This window comes from Acinetobacter lanii (genome assembly GCF_011578285.1).
In the GTDB taxonomy this organism is placed as follows: domain Bacteria; phylum Pseudomonadota; class Gammaproteobacteria; order Pseudomonadales; family Moraxellaceae; genus Acinetobacter; species Acinetobacter lanii.
Window position 1 is genome coordinate 1,314,318 of the sequence record NZ_CP049916.1, and the last position, 18,496, is coordinate 1,332,813.

Sequence of the window (18,496 nt, forward strand, 5' to 3'; positions counted from 1 at the left end):
AGCATTATTTGCTTAGCACTGCTTTTAAGCGATGAACTACTTCTTCACATTGTGCTAAATCAGCGACTAAGGCTAAGCGAACATGATTTTCACCCGGATTGCCTTGCTCAGTCTCGCGAGATAAATAGCGTCCTGGTAAAACTTTAATGTTTGCTTGTTCCATCAGCATTTTGGCAAAAGCTTCATCGTTGTCTACTTTTAACCAATAGTAGAAACCTGCATCTGGTTTTTTAAGCGGCAGTAAATGACCGAGTTCTTGCTGAAACAGTTCAAACTTAGCACGATATTGTTTACGGTTTTCTTCAACGTGTTCTTCATCATTCCACGCGGCAATAGATGCCAATTGGTGTTGCACGGGCATTGCAGCACCGTGATAGGTACGGAATTTTAAATAGGGTTTAAGCAGGGCTTTATCACCTGCGACAAAACCTGAACGCATACCCGGTAGGTTTGAACGTTTAGACAGTGAATGGAACACGATACAATTTTTATAATCATCACGTCCCATTTCAGCACAGACTTCAAGTAGTCCTATAGGTGCTTCATCAAACCAAAGTTCTGAATAACACTCATCTGAAGCAATCACGAAATTATATTGATCAGACAGTGCAATGAGTTTTTTAAATTGCTCTTTAGAAAGTACAGCACCTGTAGGATTGCCCGGCGTACACACAAACAATAAAGCAGTTTTTTCCCAAACTTCAGCGGGCACGGCATCAAAATCACCGAGATAACCATTTTCTTCGGTGCAGTTGATGAAGTAAGGCTTTGCACCTGCAAGTAGCGTTGCACCTTCATAGATTTGATAAAATGGGTTTGGCATCACCACATAAGGCGCTTCTTCACGGTTAATCAACGCTTGCACGAAGGAGAAAATACCTTCACGTGTACCTGTTACTGGGAGGATATGATCTTCAGCGCTAATAGCGTTTAACTTAAAACGATGGGTTAACCATTGTGCAATGCTTTCACGTAGCTCAGGCAGGCCTTTGCTATTTGGGTAGGTGGAGAGGTGATTAAAGTTATCAATAATCGCTTGTTTCACAAACTCAGGCGCAGGGTGCTTCGGTTCACCAATCGAAAGGGGGATGAGTGGTAAATCAGCAGGTTTTACATCCTTAAAAAGTGTGTTTAATTTTTCAAAAGGATAAGGATGTAATAAAGTTAAACTTGAGTTCATGAAACAAATACCATGCGTTAAAACAAAAAATAAAATTAATGTGGATTGGCGACTTGATTGGATGCTTCATCTAAAGCAGCAGTCAAACGGTCAGAGAAAGCTTCAGCTTCTTCTTCAGTCATTGGTGTGCCATTTTTCTTGGTCACAAAGAAAATGTCTTCCGCGCGTTCACCGAGTGTGGCAATGCGGGCAGAATGAATATCTAAGCCTTGCATCATAAATAGTCCACCGACCTTTGCCAGTAAACCCGGGTGATCGAGAGTTGCAATTTCAACCATATTTTGTTGTAGGGCTTCATTCAGCGTGATGTCCACGGTATTTTCAATATCGAAATGACGCAGTTGACGTGGAATACGACGTTGCATCAGTCCTGGGTATTTATCAGAGTCGCTAAGTGCTTTGACCAAGGCTTCCTTTACCGTTTCTTCACGCTCAGGGTCTGTGACCAATGTACCAAAACGATCAAGCACCACATAGGTGTCTAAACTAAAGCCTTTCTTGGCGGTGATAATTCTTGCATCTTGTACATCGAGATTCATGCGATCAAGCACCGCGACCGTCGTGGCAAAGAGATTGGGTTGATCTTGAGTATAAATAAAGATCTGTACGGCATCTTGAGCAGCTTTACGATGCGCACGCATCAGCACCAATGGTGCAGAATTATCGCCATGTTCTAAAATGGCACGGGTATGCCAAGCCACTTCATCGGCAGATTCTTTTAAGAAATACTCATCGCCCAGTTCTTGCCACACGCTTTCAACAGCATCTAACGAAAAATCATTGACTAAAATTTCACTGGCTGCAAATTTAGTATCTTCAATCAATAAATGATATTCCACAGGACGACCCAAACCGGTACGAATCACATCACGGGCATGGGTATAGAGCTGACGCATTAAGGATGCACGCCATGTGTTCCATAGATTTGGATTGGTGGCATTAATATCGGCTACAGTCAATGTATACAGATAATCGAGATGCTCCATATCACCGAGTTTTTCGGCAAAATCTTTCACTACATCTGGATCAGAAATATCTTTTTTCTGTGCCGTCATCGACATCAGTAAATGGTTTTGAATCAGCCACGCCACCAAATTACATTCACGCTCGGTAAACCCATGTGCACGACAGAATTCGATCGCATCGATGGCACCTAACTCGCTATGATCTCCGCCACGCCCTTTGGCAATGTCATGAAATAATGCTGCTAGGAACACGATATCGCGTCGTGCTAAACGTTGGAACACAGAGCTGACTACAGGGTAGTCCTTGGCAAATTCAGGCGCTTTAAAGCGATTTAGATTGCGCAGCAATAACAGGGTGTGGGCATCGACGGTATAAATATGGAACAGGTCGTACTGCATTAATCCCATAATTTGACCAAAGGCTGGAATGTAATTGCCCAAAACGCCATAACGCTTCATCGCCACCATGGTTTCATATAAGCGATAAGGTGATCGAATGATCGCCATAAATAATGATTGATGTTCCGGATTGTCTCGGAAATCTTGATTGATGCGTTTAGCCGCCAATGAAAGCAAGCGTAAGGTACGTGCACGAATCCCTTCTATTTCTGGACGATTGGCCAAGATATAGAAAATTTCTAAAACGGTACTAGGCTTTTCCGCAAAGATTTTATGGTGTTGTACCGCAAGTTTGCCATCGACCAGTTTGAAGTTCTCGTTAATTTCTTCAATTTTACGTTGGTAATTGGGCAGGCGTGGGGTAATCACTGATTCATCGAAATATGCCAATAACATTTCATTTAAGGTAGATACCTGTTGCGCTGCACGGTAGTAACGCTTCATGAACTGTTCAATCGGATAATTGATGTGTTCGCCTTCCACTTTTTCATAGCCGAATTTAGCCGCGATATCACGTTGATAATCGAACAACAGTCGATTTTCATCACGTTTGGTCAAACGATGTAAATAGTGGCGAATTTCCCACAGAAAATTTTCAGCTTCTTCTAAAACAGACAATTCAAATTCTGAAATAAACCCCAGATGCACCAAATCATAAATACGGTTCACTCTAAAATGGCGTTTGGCGATCCATCCAATTTGGTTAATGTCACGGATACCACCGGGTGCATTTTTAATATCCGGTTCTAAGTTGCTTTCAGTATTGTTATGCTGAGCATAGCGTTTGGCTTGCTCTTGCATTTTTGCATCAAAAAAGGTCTTGTCGGTCCAAGTTTGAGACACCACACGGCGTGGCCATTTGGTCAGTTGTGCATTGCCAATAATCAAACGTGCTTCAATCAGTGTGGTTGCAACGGTTAAATCACTCATGGCTTGATCGAAACATTGCTGAATCGAGCGCACACTAACGCCGGGTTTAAAATTACCGACATCCCAAAGTGAAGAAATAAAACCTGATACAGTTTCTTCGAGTTCAGTGCTGAGTTCATGTTCAGACAGAATCATGATATCAACATCTGAATAGGGCATCATTTCACGACGCCCATATCCACCGACCGCAAACAACCCTAAGTCAGTTTGATCTAATCCTGCATGCTGCCACAGGAAACTTAAGGCTTCATCGATCATGTTCGATCGAGCATGAATAATTTCACGAATCGGCTGACCTTGTTCAAACTCTGCTTGTAATTGATCTTCAACATCGCTACGCCATTGATTGATCGCTTTGATATCATTCGAATTAGAAACATAATGAGTGAGCGCTAAGGTCTTGATCATGAATGTATTGTCTGCCCGTATCGAGAAATAAAATAAATTAAGATGGGTTCTGATTAACCAGCACTTTAGCGGCAGTTTCAAACGCAAGTTCACGTGCTAAATCTGTGTTTTCTGCACGTGCAGTTGCGACCCCCATTCTGCGTCGTTTAAAGCCTTCTGGTTTACCAAATAGTCTTAAATCAGTATTGGGATTTTGTAAAGCAAGATCTACACCAGTAAAGGATAAATTCTGATCATCTACACTGGCATAAATCACGGCACTGGCAGCAACACTATGGCGTTGGGTATTTACAGGCAGTCCTAAAATTGCACGTGCATGCAGTTCAAACTCACTTTGGAACTGTGAAGCTAAGGTCACTAAACCGGTGTCATGGGGACGAGGAGAAACTTCGCTAAACCACACTTGATCGGCTTTTACAAACAGCTCTACCCCGAAAATACCACAACCACCAAGCGCAATGGTGACTTTATTGGCAATGCGTTTGGCTTCAGTCAGTGCTGCTTCACTCATCTGTTGCGGTTGCCAACTTTCAACATAATCGCCTGCTTCTTGACGGTGTCCAATCGGATCACAGAAATGGGTTTCGATTTCGCCTGTTTCAGGATTTTTTGCACGTACCGTGAGGAGGGTAATTTCAAAATCAAAATCAATTTGTGATTCGACAATCACGGTGCCTTGATTAACGCGCCCGCCGGTTTGCGCATACTCCCAAGCCGCATCCACTTCAGAGAAATTCTTAACGCGAGATTGACCTTTACCCGAAGATGACATGACTGGTTTCACAAAGTTAGGATAGCCAATGTCATCGCAGGCTGAACGGAACGCTTCTAAGCTACTGGCAAAACGATAAGCAGAAGTCGGTAACCCGAGTTCCTCTGCGGCTAAACGTCGAATGCCTTCACGGTTCATGGTTAGATTAACGGCTTTGGCAGAAGGGATCACGGTCGCGATATTTTGTTGTTCGACGTCTAGCAATACTTCTGTCGCAATCGCTTCAATTTCCGGCACGATTAGATTGGGTTTAATTTTTTCAATCAGTGCTTTGAGTTCGACCGGATCTGCCATATTTAATGTATATGAAAAGTGCGCCACTTGCATCGCAGGTGCATGGTCATAACGGTCTGCAGCATGAACTTCCACGCCCAAACGTTGTAGGGAGATCACCACTTCTTTACCGAGCTCGCCTGAGCCAAGTAATAGCACTTTAAATGCAGAAGATTGAAGTGGTGTACCTAAAGTTATGCTCATGATGATCATCCATGCTTGATATTATGGGGCTTTTAGCATAGCAGAACTGGAATGCTGATTAAGCTTTCATTCACATAAAATAATGATATTGTCTAACAATTTTATTTATAAAGTTTCTTTCTATTATCAATGATTTAATTTGATTTGTTTAATCTTTTTGTTTTGTTCATATACAGAATCACAGCGTCCTCAAAGTCATTGTATTTACTAATTTTTATTAACAATGGCTCTTTTTTGAATGATTCAATACTCGAAAAGAAGTTGATGTTTGGCCTTGATCAGTCAAAAAAGTTGAAGCATCCATGCGCTTTCAATCAATAAAATTAAATTTTTTGAAATCTCGAAGATCTGATACACAATGTTTTATCGCTTAACTGATCTAAATTTTGTATCAGTATTTGTTTTATATTCAATCGCTTGAATCCTACTATGCCTATTCAGACATAGGGCATTGGATTACCATGAAAACTCATTCAGTAGATGTTTAACAGTCAGATTTCCATGAAAAAACTGATGTGCTACGCGTTAATAGCAAGTCTATGCGCAGGCTGTATGAGCACCACATCCATGGGTGCGGGTGCTGGGCGCAAACAATTCATTTTGGTTACCGAGCATTATGTTGATGAACGCGGTGACAAAGTCTTTCAAAAATTAGCCGGGCAGTCAGATCCGCATCAATATGAAGCGCAAGACCAACGTTTGGTCGAGCTGATGAATCGATTGATTCCTTATGCTGAAGAGTATTTAGATGCTGATGAAAGGGTACACTGGGCGATTCACGCTTGGGATGCCAAACGCATCAACACGCAAGCACTGGGTAATGGCACAGTATTAATTGCAGACCAATATAGCCAAAATCCAGATTTAAGCGATGATGATCTGGCTTTAATTATTGCCCATGAAATGGCTCATATTATTCGTCACCATCCGCAAGAGTATTACTCTTGGAAATATTTAATCTCACCAGTTTTATTTGCGTCCTCATTTTTAACGTCGGGTGCAGTCTCCATTGCTGCTTCAGCAGGTCAAGATGTGTATGGGATTGGCTTTAAACATTCAGCTGAGAAAGAAGCCGATTTATTGGGTTTGGAAATCTATGCCAAAGCCGGATTTGATCCTGCAAATGCCATGAGCCTGATGCGAAAAATTCAGCCACTTTATACGCAAGATCATCCCGTTGCGTCCAAACTGCCAAAATGGTTGCAATCTCAGCGATCATTTAAATCGAGAGAAAAATCCTTAAAAAAATATCAGGCCAAGGCGCAAAGTTTATATGCACAGCATCAACAGAAGTCATCAGCGCATTTAATTGATTGGGATTTTAAGCAACATGAGCAGATTACACAGCAACACCTAGCTGAGGCCAGTCACGGTTTTAAATATTTGCATTAAGCCATGCATCTAAAAAAGCCCAAATTGATTTGGGCTTTTTGCATTTTATTAGAACTGATCCATGAGCCTTAAATGGGCACATAGGTATAGATCAGTCCATAGACCAATGCCGCGGTTAAAGTCGCAAGTACAATACGCTTAAATTGAAAATACATAGCAGTCAGGGTAATAAAACCCATCAACATCGCAAAGCTCTTATTGGGTGTTTCAAGTAACGGTGGCAGGGTGGCAACCACCAACATTGAACTAATGGCAGCAATACCAATCGATCCCAATGCAATTTTGATCCAAAGCGCACCACGTTTTTGAGTACCTTGTTGGAACTTTTGAATGACCCAAAATGGCCCAAACCGTGACGCAAAATTGGCAATGCCGACCATAATGCCGACCAAAATAATCTCAAGACTCATACTGCATCTCCCGCATGTTCAGGATCAGGTTTTTTTAACACATAATGCTTAAATAAACCCGCCAGAATGCCGGAACCAATCCCGATAAAAATTGCCGCTGACAAATTAATGCAATAACAGGCAATGGCTGAAACCACTAGACTGACGACCACCACAAAAGTATGCTTTTTCTCAAATGCCGCCAATAAGAAGCTGAGGAACAAGGCAGGTAACAGGAAATCTAAAGCGGCTTGTAAAAATTGTGGCATATGACTGACTTGATCAGCAAATAAGCCGCCCAAGAATGAACCCGTTGCCCAAGACAGCCAACTGAATAAGCTGACACCGAGCATCCAAGACTCAGACCATTCTTGGCGGCGTTGGGAGAGTTTAATCATGCCTGCTGCAAATACTTCATCGGTTAGTCCCCACGCCCAAAATGCTGTCTTTTTTAAATTTAAGCGATCTTGAATTAAATTTTGCAGTGCAGGTCCGTACAGTAGGTGACGGATATCCAAAGCAATCACCGTCAGCGCGGTCATCCAAATGGAAGTACCACTGCCAAGTAATGCCACCACTAAAAATTGACTGGCACCGGCATACATTGAGCAAGATAAAAACAGCGCTTCCCACGCAGAAAAGCCAAATTGGGTGGCGGAAACGCCAAATGCAAATGAAACAGGAAGATAGGTGAAAATAATGGCTTGGCTATCTTTAGCGCCTTGCCAAAAGCCAGCAGGTTGGGCTATGGGGGAATTGTGCACGGACACGACACACCTAACTAAAAATAGAGCAAAAGGTATAAATCAAGATTGAGTATTGTAGCTGAATTTAATAGCATAGTGCCGAATAGTTTGATTGGGCTACAGTATGTTTGCTTTAAAATGTCGTATAGGTTGTTTATGTGCGGTGATGGCAACAACCTTTGCTTTGCAAGGATGCGAAAATTCATCAAACGGAGCTGAACAAAAAGTTGAAATCAAGGCTGCACCAAAGATCACCAATGATGCCACGGTGTATGCACAAAAAGCTTGGGATTTGATTAATCAGGTTGATCCAATGTTGTATCAAAATCAGAAGGATCAAATCCAAAAAATGGTGCGTGAACCTGTACGTCAACTGACGCTGGATTGGCGGATCAATGTCAAAATGACCGATTCCGTGACCGAAGGGAAATATGCGCTGTGTCGTAAGGCGCTGACCAGCATTGATTCTTGGGCACGTGCGATTGTTGAAGATGAAGGGCAGTTGGAATTACGTCAATCGACCTATGAAGCGGATAAAGCCAAGTGTAAAGGGGCAATTTCCAATCCTGAGTTGGGCAATACCAAAGCCTATACCAAGATTTTCTAATCCATGATTTGAAAAAAAGATGAATTAAAAGCGAGATGTGATATCTCGCTTTTTTTATTACGTCAGGCGATAAGACTAAAATTTAAAGACATTGAAAATGCTCATCTCAGATATAACAAAGCCCCAAACCCTGAAGTTTGAGGCTTTTAAATTTTAAGGCTAGAACTTAAGCCTAAAAATTAAACATTAAAACGGAAGTGTAAAACGTCGCCGTCTTGAACGATGTAAGTTTTACCTTCTAAACGCCATTTACCCGCTTCTTTCGCACCAGCTTCGCCGTTATATTGAACGAAGTCTTCATAAGCCACACATTCAGCACGGATAAAGCCTTTCTCAAAATCGGTATGAATCACACCTGCTGCTTGAGGTGCAGTTGCCCCGACTTTAACTGTCCAAGCACGTACTTCTTGTACACCTGCAGTAAAGTAAGTTTGTAAACCAAGCAATGAATAACCCGCACGGATCACCACGTTCAAACCCGGTTCTTCCATGCCCATCGCTTCTAAGAATTCCGCACGATCTTCATCTTCAAGGAGTGAAATTTCAGCTTCGATTTGGTTGCAAAGTGGCACTACAATCGCATTTTCTTCAGCCGCTAATTTCTTAACCGCATCTAAATGAGGGTTGTTTTCAAAACCATCTTCCGCCACGTTTGCGATATACATGGTAGGTTTTAAAGTCATTAGACCATAACCACGTACCAATTTACGCTCATCTTCATCAAGGTCTGCTGCACGTGCAGGTTTACCTTCATCCAACAACGGTTGGATTTTTTCAAGCACGGCTTTAGTTGCCATTGCTTCTTTATCGCCACCTTTGGCAGATTTCGCCAAGCGTGTAATCGCTTTAGCCACAGCATCTAAGTCAGCAAGGGCAAGTTCGGTGTTGATGGTAGCAATGTCATCTAATGGATCAATTTTACCATTCACATGAATCACGTTTTCGTCTTCGAAACAACGAACCACATGCGCAATCGCATCAGTTTCACGGATGTTAGCAAGGAATTGGTTACCCAAACCTTCACCTTTAGATGCACCAGCAACCAAACCTGCAATATCCACAAATTCCATAGCAGTTGGAACCACACGTTGTGGTTTTACGATTTCGGCAAGTTTGTCCATGCGTAAATCAGGTACAGGGACAATACCTGTATTCGGTTCAATCGTACAAAACGGGAAGTTTTCTGCAGCAATAGCAGCTTTAGTCAATGCATTGAAAAGTGTAGATTTACCAACGTTCGGCAAGCCGACAATACCGCAATTAAAACCCATGAAATGACTCACACAGTGTTATTTGAAAATTGTCGGTGATTTTACATGAAAGCCATGACAAAGTCAGGTCATGGCTTTTAAGTTTGTAGATTTAGCACCAATAAGAAGCGCAGATGGTGAATTTGTTAGATTTTTCGTTTATCGAGTTGATTGGCAAGTAAGTCACCGGTCGCTTGAATGAGCATGACCAAAACCACCAAGACAAAAATGACAGCTAACATGATTTGCATATCAAAGCGCTGATAGCCATAACGATAGGCAATATCGCCTAAACCACCGGCACCAATCGCACCAGCGATGGCAGAGGAATTGATCATGGTGACAATGGTTACAGTGAAACCCGCTACAATGCCGGGCAAAGCTTCAGGCAATAGTACATGCCAAATAATTTGTTTACGATTACAACCTATCGCCTGTGCGGCTTCAATTAAACCATGATCCACTTCACGTAAACTGACTTCAGCGATACGTGCAAAGAATGGGGTTGCTGCTAATGTAAGCGGAACTACCGCTGCCCATACGCCGTAGCTGGTGCCCACGATCAAACGTGTCAGTGGAATGAGCGCCACCATTAAAATCAAAAAAGGAATGGAACGGGTAATATTGACCACCCAACCTAGAACTTGATTGATGCTTTTCGATGGATAAATCCCATGTTCAGATGTATTCACCAAAATCACCGCCATAGGCAAACCGAGCAACAATGCTAAAAATGCAGATACACCGACCATCAGTAAAGTATCAATGGTTCCGGTGAGCAGTAGTTCAATGAGTTGGTCGTGCATAGCCAATCACCTCAATCTGTGAAATATGTTGCTTTAATTGTTGTTTAATCTCTTCTAAGTTAAGTGCAAGATTTTCTACCCCAATGATTAAACTCCCAACCAAATGCTGTTGAATGGTGTCTATATGACTTTGATACAAATACACCGACTGACCAAATTGATTCAGAATATGACTGAGATCAGGCGATGTTTTACTGTCGGTCGCATATTTCAGTTTTAAAATAGTATGTGTCACCACATCATTTAGGTCTGCATACAGTCGGAACGGTAAATCGATTTGTTCAAGGTTAAGGAGTTCTTGCGTGATGGCTTGTTGTGGATTGGAAAAAACTGACCAGACTTGACCTGATTCCACAATTTCACCTTGATCAATCACCACGACTTGATCGCAAATTTCACGAATCACTTGCATTTCATGGGTAATTAACACCACAGTTAAACCCAGTTCTTGGTTAATTCTTTTTAAAAGTGCAAGTACGATAGAGGTGCTTTCAGGGTCGAGTGCACTGGTTGCTTCATCACAGAGTAAAATTTCAGGTTTACTCACCAAAGCTCGGGCAATGCCAACACGCTGCTTTTGTCCGCCTGAAAGCTGAGACGGGTAGTTTTGCGCTTTATCTGTTAAACCGACCAATTCCAAAACTTCATTGACGCGTTGCTGGATGTCAGTTGAGTTGAAATTGGCAATCTTTAAGGGTAACGCCACGTTCTCATATACTGTTTTTGCCGACATGAGATTAAAGTGTTGAAAAATCATGCCGATTTTTTGGCGTAATTGAATTAAATCGCCGTGATTAAGTTCAGATAAAGATTGTTGATGAATATGAATATTGCCTTCATCAATTTTCTCCAAACCATTTAAAGTTCGAATCAGCGATGATTTTCCTGCGCCACTTTTTCCAATAATGCCAAATACTTTGCCTTCAGGAATATCAAGATTGATATTTTTTAAAGCATGCACCTGTTTATCATTGACCTGATAGAATTTGTTTAGATCCCGAATTTTGATGTGCGGGATGGAAAAATCGATATTAGAACCGAAGCTCACCATAGTCTTGCTCCTTATTTCCACCCTGGGAACCAAAGTTTTTCACCCACGTCATCGTCAATCGCTTGTTTTACCGCAGGCGATGTTTGATAAATTTGGATGAATTTCTTTAACTGGTCCGCACGTTCAGGGGATTTACTTTCATAATCGTCACGCACCACAAATAAAATCGCATAACGGGTATTGGTGTTGTCATCCAAAATCAAGGCATCATTGGGATCGATGGTTTTGGCTAAACGTAGATAATGTGGGTAACTGAATACCAAATCTGCATCATCCACAGCACGTGCCGTTTGTGGGCCTTCCACTTCAATAAATTTAAAGTTTTTGGCATTGGTGGTGATGTCTTGCAGGGTAGACAGATGGTTGTTTGAATCTTTTAATGTAATGAGTTTGGCTTGTTGCAGTAATAACAAAGCACGACCTTGATTGACCGGATCATTCGGTACCACAACACGGGCATTGGCAGGGACTTCGGCTAAAGTTTTATATTTTTTAGAATATAAACCGACATGGGTCGCCACACCTTTACCCAAAGGTTTTAGTTTAAATCCTGTTTCTTTGAGTGCATTACTCAAGAAGGGTTGATGCTGAAAATAGTTGGCATCAATATCACCATGGTTCAAGGTAATATTGGGGGTGTTCCAATCTGAGAATTCTACCAATTTGACCTGAATCCCTTGTTTCTTGGCTTCATCGACAGCCACCTGTAATGGTTTAGCAAAAGGTGGGCTAATCCCAATCACCAATTCACCTACTTCTGTATTCTTTTTAGTGCATGCGATTAATCCAACCATCACCAATGCCAGTAAGACCCCAATTAGGGCAATTTTTGTTTTTGCTATTTGTGCCATGTTGCACCTCTAATTTAAATTTTTAAGGGATTGAACAACGGTGCTCATCCCAAAGTTTTTGAAATAATGAATGTTTAAGCGAATTGTTTTTCACTATGTTGTGTTTGGATTTTCTGATGCTCGTCTTGCTGTAGCGTCACATCTGTGTTGAGTGATGATTCAGTTTCGTGACTTGAGGTCTGATATCGGAAATGATTCACCGGATGTTCAACCGCTAAGTGATCACCATGTTGAATCAGTTTGTGTCGAAGAGTGCCGTGTTCATATGCGGTTTTATAGCGACCACGTTGCTGTAATTCAGGAATCACCCAACGGATAAAGTCATGATGGGATTCAGGCGCAACCGTTCGGGTTAAATTGAAACCATCGATGCCTGTTTCATCAATCAGCTGAATCAATTTTTCAGCAACTGTCGTACCACTGCCCACGATCAGGGGATAACGGCCACCAAGGCTGTGCTGCGCTTTTAGATCATTCACCGTAATGCTTTGTTCTTTGAACTTGTTATTCACCGAAGCAATGCTATTGGTTTTTTGATAGGGAATGGCTTCATCATCAGAAAATTTGGACAGATCAATACCGACCGAACTTGAATAATGCGCTAGACCTGCTTCAGGGCTGGCATAAGCTTGATATTCAGCCAGCTTGTCTTGAGCCAATTGATCAGTTTCAGCCGTGACTACTGTAATGCCGACAAAGATTTTAATGTCTTCAGGGTTACGCCCTTGCGCTTGAGCCAATGCACGAATTTGATCAACCTGTTTCTTAATTTTCTCAGGTTGATCACCACCAATAAAAATCCCTTCAGCATGATGCGTGGCAAAAGACAATCCTTTGGGTGAAGCACCGGCTTGGAACAAGACTGGGGTACGTTGGGGGGATGGAGAAACTTGAAATACCCCTTGGCTTTGGTAGAACCGCCCCTGATGTTGGATTGGATGGACTTTTTTAGGATCTGTAAAAATACGTTGGGTTTTATCTTTTAAAACCGCATCATTTTCCCAAGAGCCTTCCCAAAATTTATAACATAGCTCGACAAATTCTTCGGCTTGCTCATAGCGTAGATCATGGTCTTTGAGGCCTTGCTGACCAATCAATCGTTCTGCGCTGTCCAAATAACCTGTGACAATATTCCAACCGATACGACCTTGGGTGAGATGGTCTAAACTGGCAAAGCGACGTGCAAATTGATAGGGCGATTCATAACTGAGATTGACCGTAATGCCAAAGCCTAGATGTTGGGTGACAGCCGCCATTGCGGAGACCAAAGTACTTGGGTCATGGCTGGGCAGTTGAATCGACTCTTTTAAAGTCAGTTCAATATTGTTTTGGTAGACGTCATACACACCCGTAATGTCTGCTATAAACAGTCCATCAAATAATCCCGCTTCTAAGGTTTTGGCTAAGTCTGTCCAATAACTGAGTTCATCAAAGCGATGCGATTGATCACGTGGATGTGTCCATAAGCCATGATTGATATGACCGACAGAGTTCATATCAAAGGCATTAAGTAATATTTTTTTATGTTGTGTCATTACAATGTCCCTCGGCGTGGAGGAAGAATGCCGTTTAAAACATAATTGCCAATGAAGTAATATTTCCAACGTGCTGCATCATGGAGCGTATGCACACGTGCATTGCGCCAATGGCGATCTAAGCCATCTTGTGACTGACTGCCTCGACTGCCAGCCAACTCCACCAATTTAGAAGAGGCTTTGAGGGCTGTTTCTGTGCTATGCGCACGGGCTTGTGCAACATGTATCGAAGCTGTTGCAACAGTATCGGCATTCGGTTGCGCTTTGGCTGCATCTACAGAACGAGCAGCTTGTTTGAGCAGTAATTCGCTTGCACGAACATCGGCGGCCACACGACCAAGTTCTAAAAGTGTCAGCGGATCTTGGGTCGCGGAGTCCACTTTTGAATCGATCCATGGGCGGGCATTTCGCACGGCAGTTAAAGTATCTTCAAAGGCTGCTCGAGCAATGCCGGTTTCAATCGAGGCATGAATTAATTGCGCAAAGGGGCCTGATATGGTTGGCTCTGTATAGGCAGGATCAAACGCAACCACATCTTCTGCAAGGACTTGAACATGATCAAACTTGACCGTACCACTGCCTGTGGTGCGTTGACCAAAGCCAGTCCAATCATCGATCAGGGTCAAGCCTTGACTGTCTCTAGGCACAAATACCAAGTATTGTTTTTGCTCTTCATCGACCACTAAGGTTGGAATACGATGAGCAAATAAACTGCCTGTGCAATAAAACTTTTCACCATTCAGTACAAAGCCATCTGCATTTTTTCGAATCGAGGTTTGACGCTGTGCGGCATTTTTGGTTTTAAATTCAGCAAGGGCATTGCCAAATCGAGCGCCTTTTAACACTTCGGCATAGAACTTTTGTTTTTGTTGCTCGGAGCCTGTATTGCGTAAAATTTCTAAGCCATAAAAATGGTTTTGTGGAATTTGACCAATTGAACCATCCACACCGCTCATCAGCGCAATGATTTGCGCCACGGTATAACTTGAGACTTCTGCACCACCATACTGTTTCGGCACCGTAATCGCCCATAAACCCGATTGGCTATAGGCTTCAATTTCCTCAAAGGGTAAAATCCGTTCCGCATCACGTTGCAGGGCATTGACTTTAACTTGTTCAGCCAATTGATGCGCAATCTCTAAAGCCTCTGCATCAGATTGGATAATATGCGCAGGTTTGGTGTCGAGCGTGGTGATATGGGCTTGTTGCTGTTGAATGTTTTGATAAGAGGTCATGAGCTTCTCCTTAAATCCAAGCATGGCGGGCAGGGAAGGTGTTATTCAGGTAATAATCACCGACAGCATGTAGTTTCCAACGGATCGGATCATGCAAAGTATGCACACGGGCATTGCGCCAATGCTGATCAAGGTTATGTTGACTTAAACTTGAACGGCTACCACCGAGCTCAAGCAATTTTTCAGAAATATGCAGTGCAGCATCATTGGCATAGATTTTTGCTTCAGCGACTTTAATCGAGGCTTCAGCGGCTTGTTCAGCCGTAACACTTTCGAACTGATCAAGGTGATCTAAAAATTCTGCGGCTTCATCAAGTAGTAAAATCGCGGCATCTAAAAGTATTTTGGAGCGACCGACTTCTTGTAAGGTGTAATGCTCAAAACTGGCTTTTTCGACATTGGCATCCACAATCGGGCGTGCTTTACGCACCGCAGTTAAGGTATCTTCAAATGCAGCTTCTGCAATGCCAACATCAATTGCCACTTGAAGCAGTTGAGAATACGCACCACGATAATTGGGTTGATTGCCCAACAGGCGTTCATCAAAAATCAAGAATGGATCAATTTCCACATGATTCAGAATCACCGTGCCACTCGATGTGGTGCGCTGACCAAAACCATTCCAATCATTGATCACTTCGACACCTTGTGCATGGCGGTCAATAATCGTTAAAACCACATGTCCTTCAGGGTGTACCGCTTTAATGGCGAGCCAATCTGCAAAATTGCTGCCGGTTGAATAAAACTTCTGACCATGAACAATGTATTTGTCATTTTCGATGCTGAGGGTGGTATTTAAAGTTCGACTGTCTTTGGTATTGCGCTCAGGTCCGCCATTGGCAAGGCGTTTACCTTTTAAAATTTCGCTATAAATGAATTGCTTTTGTGGCTCAGTCCCCATGATGTTAATCATATTGAGCAATGCGATTTGATTTTGTGGAATCTGCCCAAGGCTTGAATCGGCTTTATTAATAATCCGAAAGACATGTGCCAAGGTTTTATTGGACACTTCTGCACCGCCGTATTTTTTCGGAATTCTTAAGCCACTGAGTCCTTTTTGGCTGAACAGATCAATTTCATCGAAAGGTAACTTACGATGTTGATCACGATCATTGCGACCTTCCAATGCAAAATCTGCAACTTGATACGCCGCATTAATGGCATCTTGGTCACTTTCTAGAATATGAACATTTTCTGAAATTAATCGAGACATGATTGAGATCCTTACACAATCACATTACGGTATGCCTTGAAAAGAAAATTCAGAAATGTCTGATTATGAAAAGCTATGCGAAAATAATGTTTAAGATCATTTGTGCTAAGTTTAGATTTGATATTAAAATATTAAGTATTTGAAATATAAGTATTAGTGATATTTTTCATCTAAAATTGAAAGCTCATTCTATAATTCTATATTTAGTTTAAAGATAACTTAGTGCGTTAAATTTATAATTCGTAAAATAACAAAGCTGAAAATTCAAGCAAATTCAAAATTTCACAACATTGTCTTTCAGTCGACTTCTGACTAGGCTAAACTTCAATGAAAACTTAATAATTGATCGTCATTTTTTTGGAGCATTTATGCGTACACTTTACCAGTTTCCTTTATCTCATTTTTGTGAGAAAGCTCGCTGGTTACTCGATCACAAAGAACTTGATTTTGTGGCGCATAATTTAATTCCCGGTGTGCATCGTGCTTTTAGCCAATTAAAAACAGGGCAAAATACCTTACCAATCCTAAAAGACCAAGAAAAATGGATTGCGGATTCAACCCAAATCGCCTTGTATTTAGATGAGCGATATCCCGAACATGCGTTATTACGTTCAGATCCGAAATTGCGCCAACAAGCTCTTGAAATTAATGCAGTTGCCAATGATTTGGGTTTATATGTACGCCGTTGGGGTTTGGCACATGCCTTAACTGAAAGTGATGAACCGCTTGAAATTATGATTGGTGAAAAAGGTTATTTGAGAAAATTTGAAAAATTATCCAAACCGATTTTAAAGAGTTTGGTCTCAAAAAATTATCAGCTTGATTCTGAAAAAGTCACTGAAGCGAAAATTAAACTCGATGAAATTGTTGCTGATCTAAATCAACGCTTAATTACAAATAACGGGCGTTACCTTGTGGGTGACCGCTTGGGTTTGGCAGATATTGCAGTCTGTTCAATGTTAGCACCATTGTTAGAAATGGCCGGTACACCTTGGGAGAATGACCGAAATATTGAAGTTTCCGATGAATTTCAAAATTTTAAAACGGCATTACTCGATTTGCCGCTTGGACAATATGTGAAACGAATCTATGACAATGAACGTCATGCACGGGTAGATTGGCGTGGGATTTAAAATGTTAATCATGATTAAAATCTAGGATTGAATTCAGTGTTGTTTTGAAAATAATTCTTTATAAATGATCTAATTTGTATTGGATTTCCCACTAATCAGTCTAAAAGCTCTATTTTTTTCTCGAGAAACAGGGTATACCTTTAGAACATCATGTAGTAATGAACAATAAAGGGAAGCGAGATGGAATTAGATCGATACGACAAACAAATCTTAGAAATCCTGACGCATGAAGATTTAAACTTAAACGAGCTTTCTGAACGCATCAGTTTATCGGTGAGTTCGGTGCATCGGCGTATTAAGCATTTGATTGAAACCAATATCATGACCAATTTAAAGCGTGATATTAATTATCAGAAATTGGGGTTTAGTCTGCATGTGTTATTGCAAGTGTCACTGAGTAAACACGATACCGATACTTTTGCGAAATTTTTAGAAGAACTCGAGAGTATCCCCGAAGTGATTAATGCATTTTTGGTGACAGGGCAGTCGGCGGATTTTATTGTGGAAGTCGTCGCACGGGATATGGAAAACTACAGTGAAATTTTGCTTAAACGTATTGGGAAAATTGAATTTGTGGTCGCATTGCATTCCAGCTTCGTGATTAAAGAATATAAAGTGTTTAACTGTAGTGGACTTTTAAGCAGAGTGTGATTGGTTAAGCGAGAATAAAATGCTTCATTTTTATGAGCCGACAGAATACCAGCCCAAATGTAATGCACTATATGAAACCTACCATAGACAGTTATTTCTTTTGATTCCGCATGCCAAGATTGAGCATATCGGCTCATCTGTAAATCCAAAGTCATTCTCTAAAGGTGATTTAGACATTGATGTAGCAGTATCACAGAGCGAGTTTGAACACAGCATTAGTCAAATTAAGCGTTTAGGATTTCAAGAGAAACTCAATACCTTTAGAACACCACATTTATGCATGCTTGAATCACAAAATAATGATGATGTTGCTATTCAATGGGTTGTTGCAGGAAGTGAGTTTGAATCGTTTATCCTGTTTAGAGATCGACTTAGGGCTTCAGTTGATTTGGTCGAGCAATATAATCTGTTGAAGTTAAATTCCGTTTTTCTATCAATGAATCAATATCGTGAGAAGAAGTCTCAATTTATTAGATATGTTTTAAGTTTATAAAAAAACGCACCCT

17 protein-coding genes are annotated in these 18,496 nt (G+C 41.5%); 5 read left to right on the forward strand and 12 right to left on the reverse strand.

Translation table 11 applies throughout. From position 1 onward, the window contains the following. Positions 1 to 4: 4 nt before the first annotated feature. The 3 genes from dapC to purT are packed head-to-tail and all read right to left on the reverse strand — an operon-like array spanning position 5 to position 5,140. Positions 5 to 1,180, reverse strand: a complete 1,176-nt coding sequence (dapC, locus tag G8D99_RS06110) for a succinyldiaminopimelate transaminase (RefSeq protein ID WP_166323586.1) — start codon at positions 1,178 to 1,180, stop codon at positions 5 to 7. Between the two features lie 35 nt (positions 1,181 to 1,215). Beyond that, the gene (gene glnD / locus G8D99_RS06115; protein WP_166323588.1) at positions 1,216 to 3,882 is read right to left on the reverse strand and encodes a [protein-PII] uridylyltransferase; all 2,667 of its coding nucleotides are present in this window, start codon (positions 3,880 to 3,882) and stop codon (positions 1,216 to 1,218) included. A 37-nt stretch (positions 3,883 to 3,919) separates the two neighbouring features. Further along, positions 3,920 to 5,140: a formate-dependent phosphoribosylglycinamide formyltransferase gene (gene purT, locus G8D99_RS06120; RefSeq protein WP_171522755.1), complete on the reverse strand. Its 1,221-nt coding sequence runs from the start codon at positions 5,138 to 5,140 to the stop codon at positions 3,920 to 3,922. 543 nt (positions 5,141 to 5,683) lie between these two features. Between purT and G8D99_RS06125 the strand changes: the two genes are divergently transcribed. Further along, positions 5,684 to 6,523, forward strand: a complete 840-nt coding sequence (locus tag G8D99_RS06125; RefSeq protein ID WP_166323614.1) for a M48 family metalloprotease — start codon at positions 5,684 to 5,686, stop codon at positions 6,521 to 6,523. A 68-nt stretch (positions 6,524 to 6,591) separates the two neighbouring features. On the opposite strand, the gene ygaH is transcribed toward G8D99_RS06125, so the two are convergent. Then, a complete protein-coding gene (gene ygaH, locus G8D99_RS06130) occupies positions 6,592 to 6,933 on the reverse strand; it encodes an L-valine transporter subunit YgaH (protein WP_166323616.1) in 342 nt (113 codons plus the stop codon). Beyond that, positions 6,930 to 7,682: an AzlC family ABC transporter permease gene (locus G8D99_RS06135; RefSeq protein WP_166323618.1), complete on the reverse strand. Its 753-nt coding sequence runs from the start codon at positions 7,680 to 7,682 to the stop codon at positions 6,930 to 6,932. Before G8D99_RS06135 ends, ygaH begins: the two co-directional genes overlap by 4 nt. 100 nt (positions 7,683 to 7,782) lie before the next feature. Here G8D99_RS06135 and G8D99_RS06140 point away from each other — a divergent pair, with 100 nt between their 5' ends. Beyond that, complete coding sequence (locus tag G8D99_RS06140; protein ID WP_166323620.1) at positions 7,783 to 8,265, forward strand: hypothetical protein; 483 nt, start codon at positions 7,783 to 7,785, stop codon at positions 8,263 to 8,265. A gap of 179 nt (positions 8,266 to 8,444) precedes the next feature. On the opposite strand, the gene ychF is transcribed toward G8D99_RS06140, so the two are convergent. From ychF to G8D99_RS06175, 7 genes are all read right to left on the reverse strand, one after another. Further along, positions 8,445 to 9,536, reverse strand: a complete 1,092-nt coding sequence (gene ychF, locus G8D99_RS06145; RefSeq protein ID WP_166323622.1) for a redox-regulated ATPase YchF — start codon at positions 9,534 to 9,536, stop codon at positions 8,445 to 8,447. Positions 9,537 to 9,661: 125 nt separating this feature from the next. Further along, positions 9,662 to 10,321, reverse strand: coding sequence for a methionine ABC transporter permease (locus G8D99_RS06150; RefSeq protein ID WP_166323624.1), 660 nt, complete (start codon positions 10,319 to 10,321; stop codon positions 9,662 to 9,664). After that, complete coding sequence (locus tag G8D99_RS06155; protein ID WP_166323626.1) at positions 10,302 to 11,372, reverse strand: methionine ABC transporter ATP-binding protein; 1,071 nt, start codon at positions 11,370 to 11,372, stop codon at positions 10,302 to 10,304. The genes G8D99_RS06150 and G8D99_RS06155 overlap by 20 nt, the downstream gene beginning before the upstream one ends. Before the next feature lie 11 nt (positions 11,373 to 11,383). Then, on the reverse strand, positions 11,384 to 12,223 hold the full coding sequence (locus G8D99_RS06160; protein WP_166323628.1) for a MetQ/NlpA family ABC transporter substrate-binding protein: 840 nt from the start codon (positions 12,221 to 12,223) through the stop codon (positions 11,384 to 11,386). Positions 12,224 to 12,297: 74 nt separating this feature from the next. Further along, a complete protein-coding gene (locus G8D99_RS06165) occupies positions 12,298 to 13,758 on the reverse strand; it encodes an LLM class flavin-dependent oxidoreductase (protein ID WP_166323630.1) in 1,461 nt (486 codons plus the stop codon). Continuing rightward, entirely contained in the window at positions 13,758 to 14,993 is a 1,236-nt protein-coding gene (locus tag G8D99_RS06170; protein ID WP_166323632.1) for an SfnB family sulfur acquisition oxidoreductase, read from the reverse strand. The genes G8D99_RS06165 and G8D99_RS06170 overlap by 1 nt, the downstream gene beginning before the upstream one ends. A 10-nt stretch (positions 14,994 to 15,003) precedes the next feature. Then, positions 15,004 to 16,206: an SfnB family sulfur acquisition oxidoreductase gene (locus G8D99_RS06175; protein WP_166323634.1), complete on the reverse strand. Its 1,203-nt coding sequence runs from the start codon at positions 16,204 to 16,206 to the stop codon at positions 15,004 to 15,006. A 368-nt stretch (positions 16,207 to 16,574) separates the two neighbouring features. On the opposite strand from G8D99_RS06175, the gene G8D99_RS06180 reads away from it, so the two are divergent. The 3 genes from G8D99_RS06180 to G8D99_RS06190 all read left to right on the forward strand — a co-directional run bounded on the left by G8D99_RS06180 (position 16,575) and on the right by G8D99_RS06190 (position 18,483). Further along, on the forward strand, positions 16,575 to 17,339 hold the full coding sequence (locus tag G8D99_RS06180) for a glutathione S-transferase family protein (RefSeq protein WP_166323636.1): 765 nt from the start codon (positions 16,575 to 16,577) through the stop codon (positions 17,337 to 17,339). Between the two features lie 180 nt (positions 17,340 to 17,519). Then, on the forward strand, positions 17,520 to 17,990 hold the full coding sequence (locus G8D99_RS06185; protein WP_166009552.1) for an Lrp/AsnC family transcriptional regulator: 471 nt from the start codon (positions 17,520 to 17,522) through the stop codon (positions 17,988 to 17,990). Positions 17,991 to 18,009: 19 nt separating this feature from the next. Further along, on the forward strand, positions 18,010 to 18,483 hold the full coding sequence (locus tag G8D99_RS06190; protein ID WP_166323638.1) for a GrpB family protein: 474 nt from the start codon (positions 18,010 to 18,012) through the stop codon (positions 18,481 to 18,483). Positions 18,484 to 18,496 lie beyond the last annotated feature (13 nt).

Excerpts from the sequence above, each read along its gene's own strand:
- G8D99_RS06150 (WP_166323624.1), bottom strand. The coding sequence starts at position 10,321 with ATGCACGACCAACTCATTGAACTACTGCTCACCGGAACCATTGATACT.
- G8D99_RS06160 (WP_166323628.1), bottom strand. The coding sequence starts at position 12,223 with ATGGCACAAATAGCAAAAACAAAAATTGCCCTAATTGGGGTCTTACTG.
- G8D99_RS06180 (WP_166323636.1), top strand. The coding sequence starts at position 16,575 with ATGCGTACACTTTACCAGTTTCCTTTATCTCATTTTTGTGAGAAAGCT.
- G8D99_RS06125 (WP_166323614.1), top strand. The coding sequence starts at position 5,684 with ATGAGCACCACATCCATGGGTGCGGGTGCTGGGCGCAAACAATTCATT.
- G8D99_RS06165 (WP_166323630.1), bottom strand. The coding sequence starts at position 13,758 with ATGACACAACATAAAAAAATATTACTTAATGCCTTTGATATGAACTCT.
- G8D99_RS06140 (WP_166323620.1), top strand. The coding sequence starts at position 7,783 with ATGTTTGCTTTAAAATGTCGTATAGGTTGTTTATGTGCGGTGATGGCA.
- G8D99_RS06190 (WP_166323638.1), top strand. The coding sequence starts at position 18,010 with ATGCTTCATTTTTATGAGCCGACAGAATACCAGCCCAAATGTAATGCA.
- G8D99_RS06185 (WP_166009552.1), top strand. The coding sequence starts at position 17,520 with ATGGAATTAGATCGATACGACAAACAAATCTTAGAAATCCTGACGCAT.
- ychF (WP_166323622.1), bottom strand. The coding sequence starts at position 9,536 with ATGGGTTTTAATTGCGGTATTGTCGGCTTGCCGAACGTTGGTAAATCT.
- G8D99_RS06175 (WP_166323634.1), bottom strand. The coding sequence starts at position 16,206 with ATGTCTCGATTAATTTCAGAAAATGTTCATATTCTAGAAAGTGACCAA.
- dapC (WP_166323586.1), bottom strand. The coding sequence starts at position 1,180 with ATGAACTCAAGTTTAACTTTATTACATCCTTATCCTTTTGAAAAATTA.
- purT (WP_171522755.1), bottom strand. The coding sequence starts at position 5,140 with ATGATCATCATGAGCATAACTTTAGGTACACCACTTCAATCTTCTGCA.
- glnD (WP_166323588.1), bottom strand. The coding sequence starts at position 3,882 with ATGATCAAGACCTTAGCGCTCACTCATTATGTTTCTAATTCGAATGAT.
- G8D99_RS06155 (WP_166323626.1), bottom strand. The coding sequence starts at position 11,372 with ATGGTGAGCTTCGGTTCTAATATCGATTTTTCCATCCCGCACATCAAA.
- ygaH (WP_166323616.1), bottom strand. The coding sequence starts at position 6,933 with ATGAGTCTTGAGATTATTTTGGTCGGCATTATGGTCGGCATTGCCAAT.
- G8D99_RS06170 (WP_166323632.1), bottom strand. The coding sequence starts at position 14,993 with ATGACCTCTTATCAAAACATTCAACAGCAACAAGCCCATATCACCACG.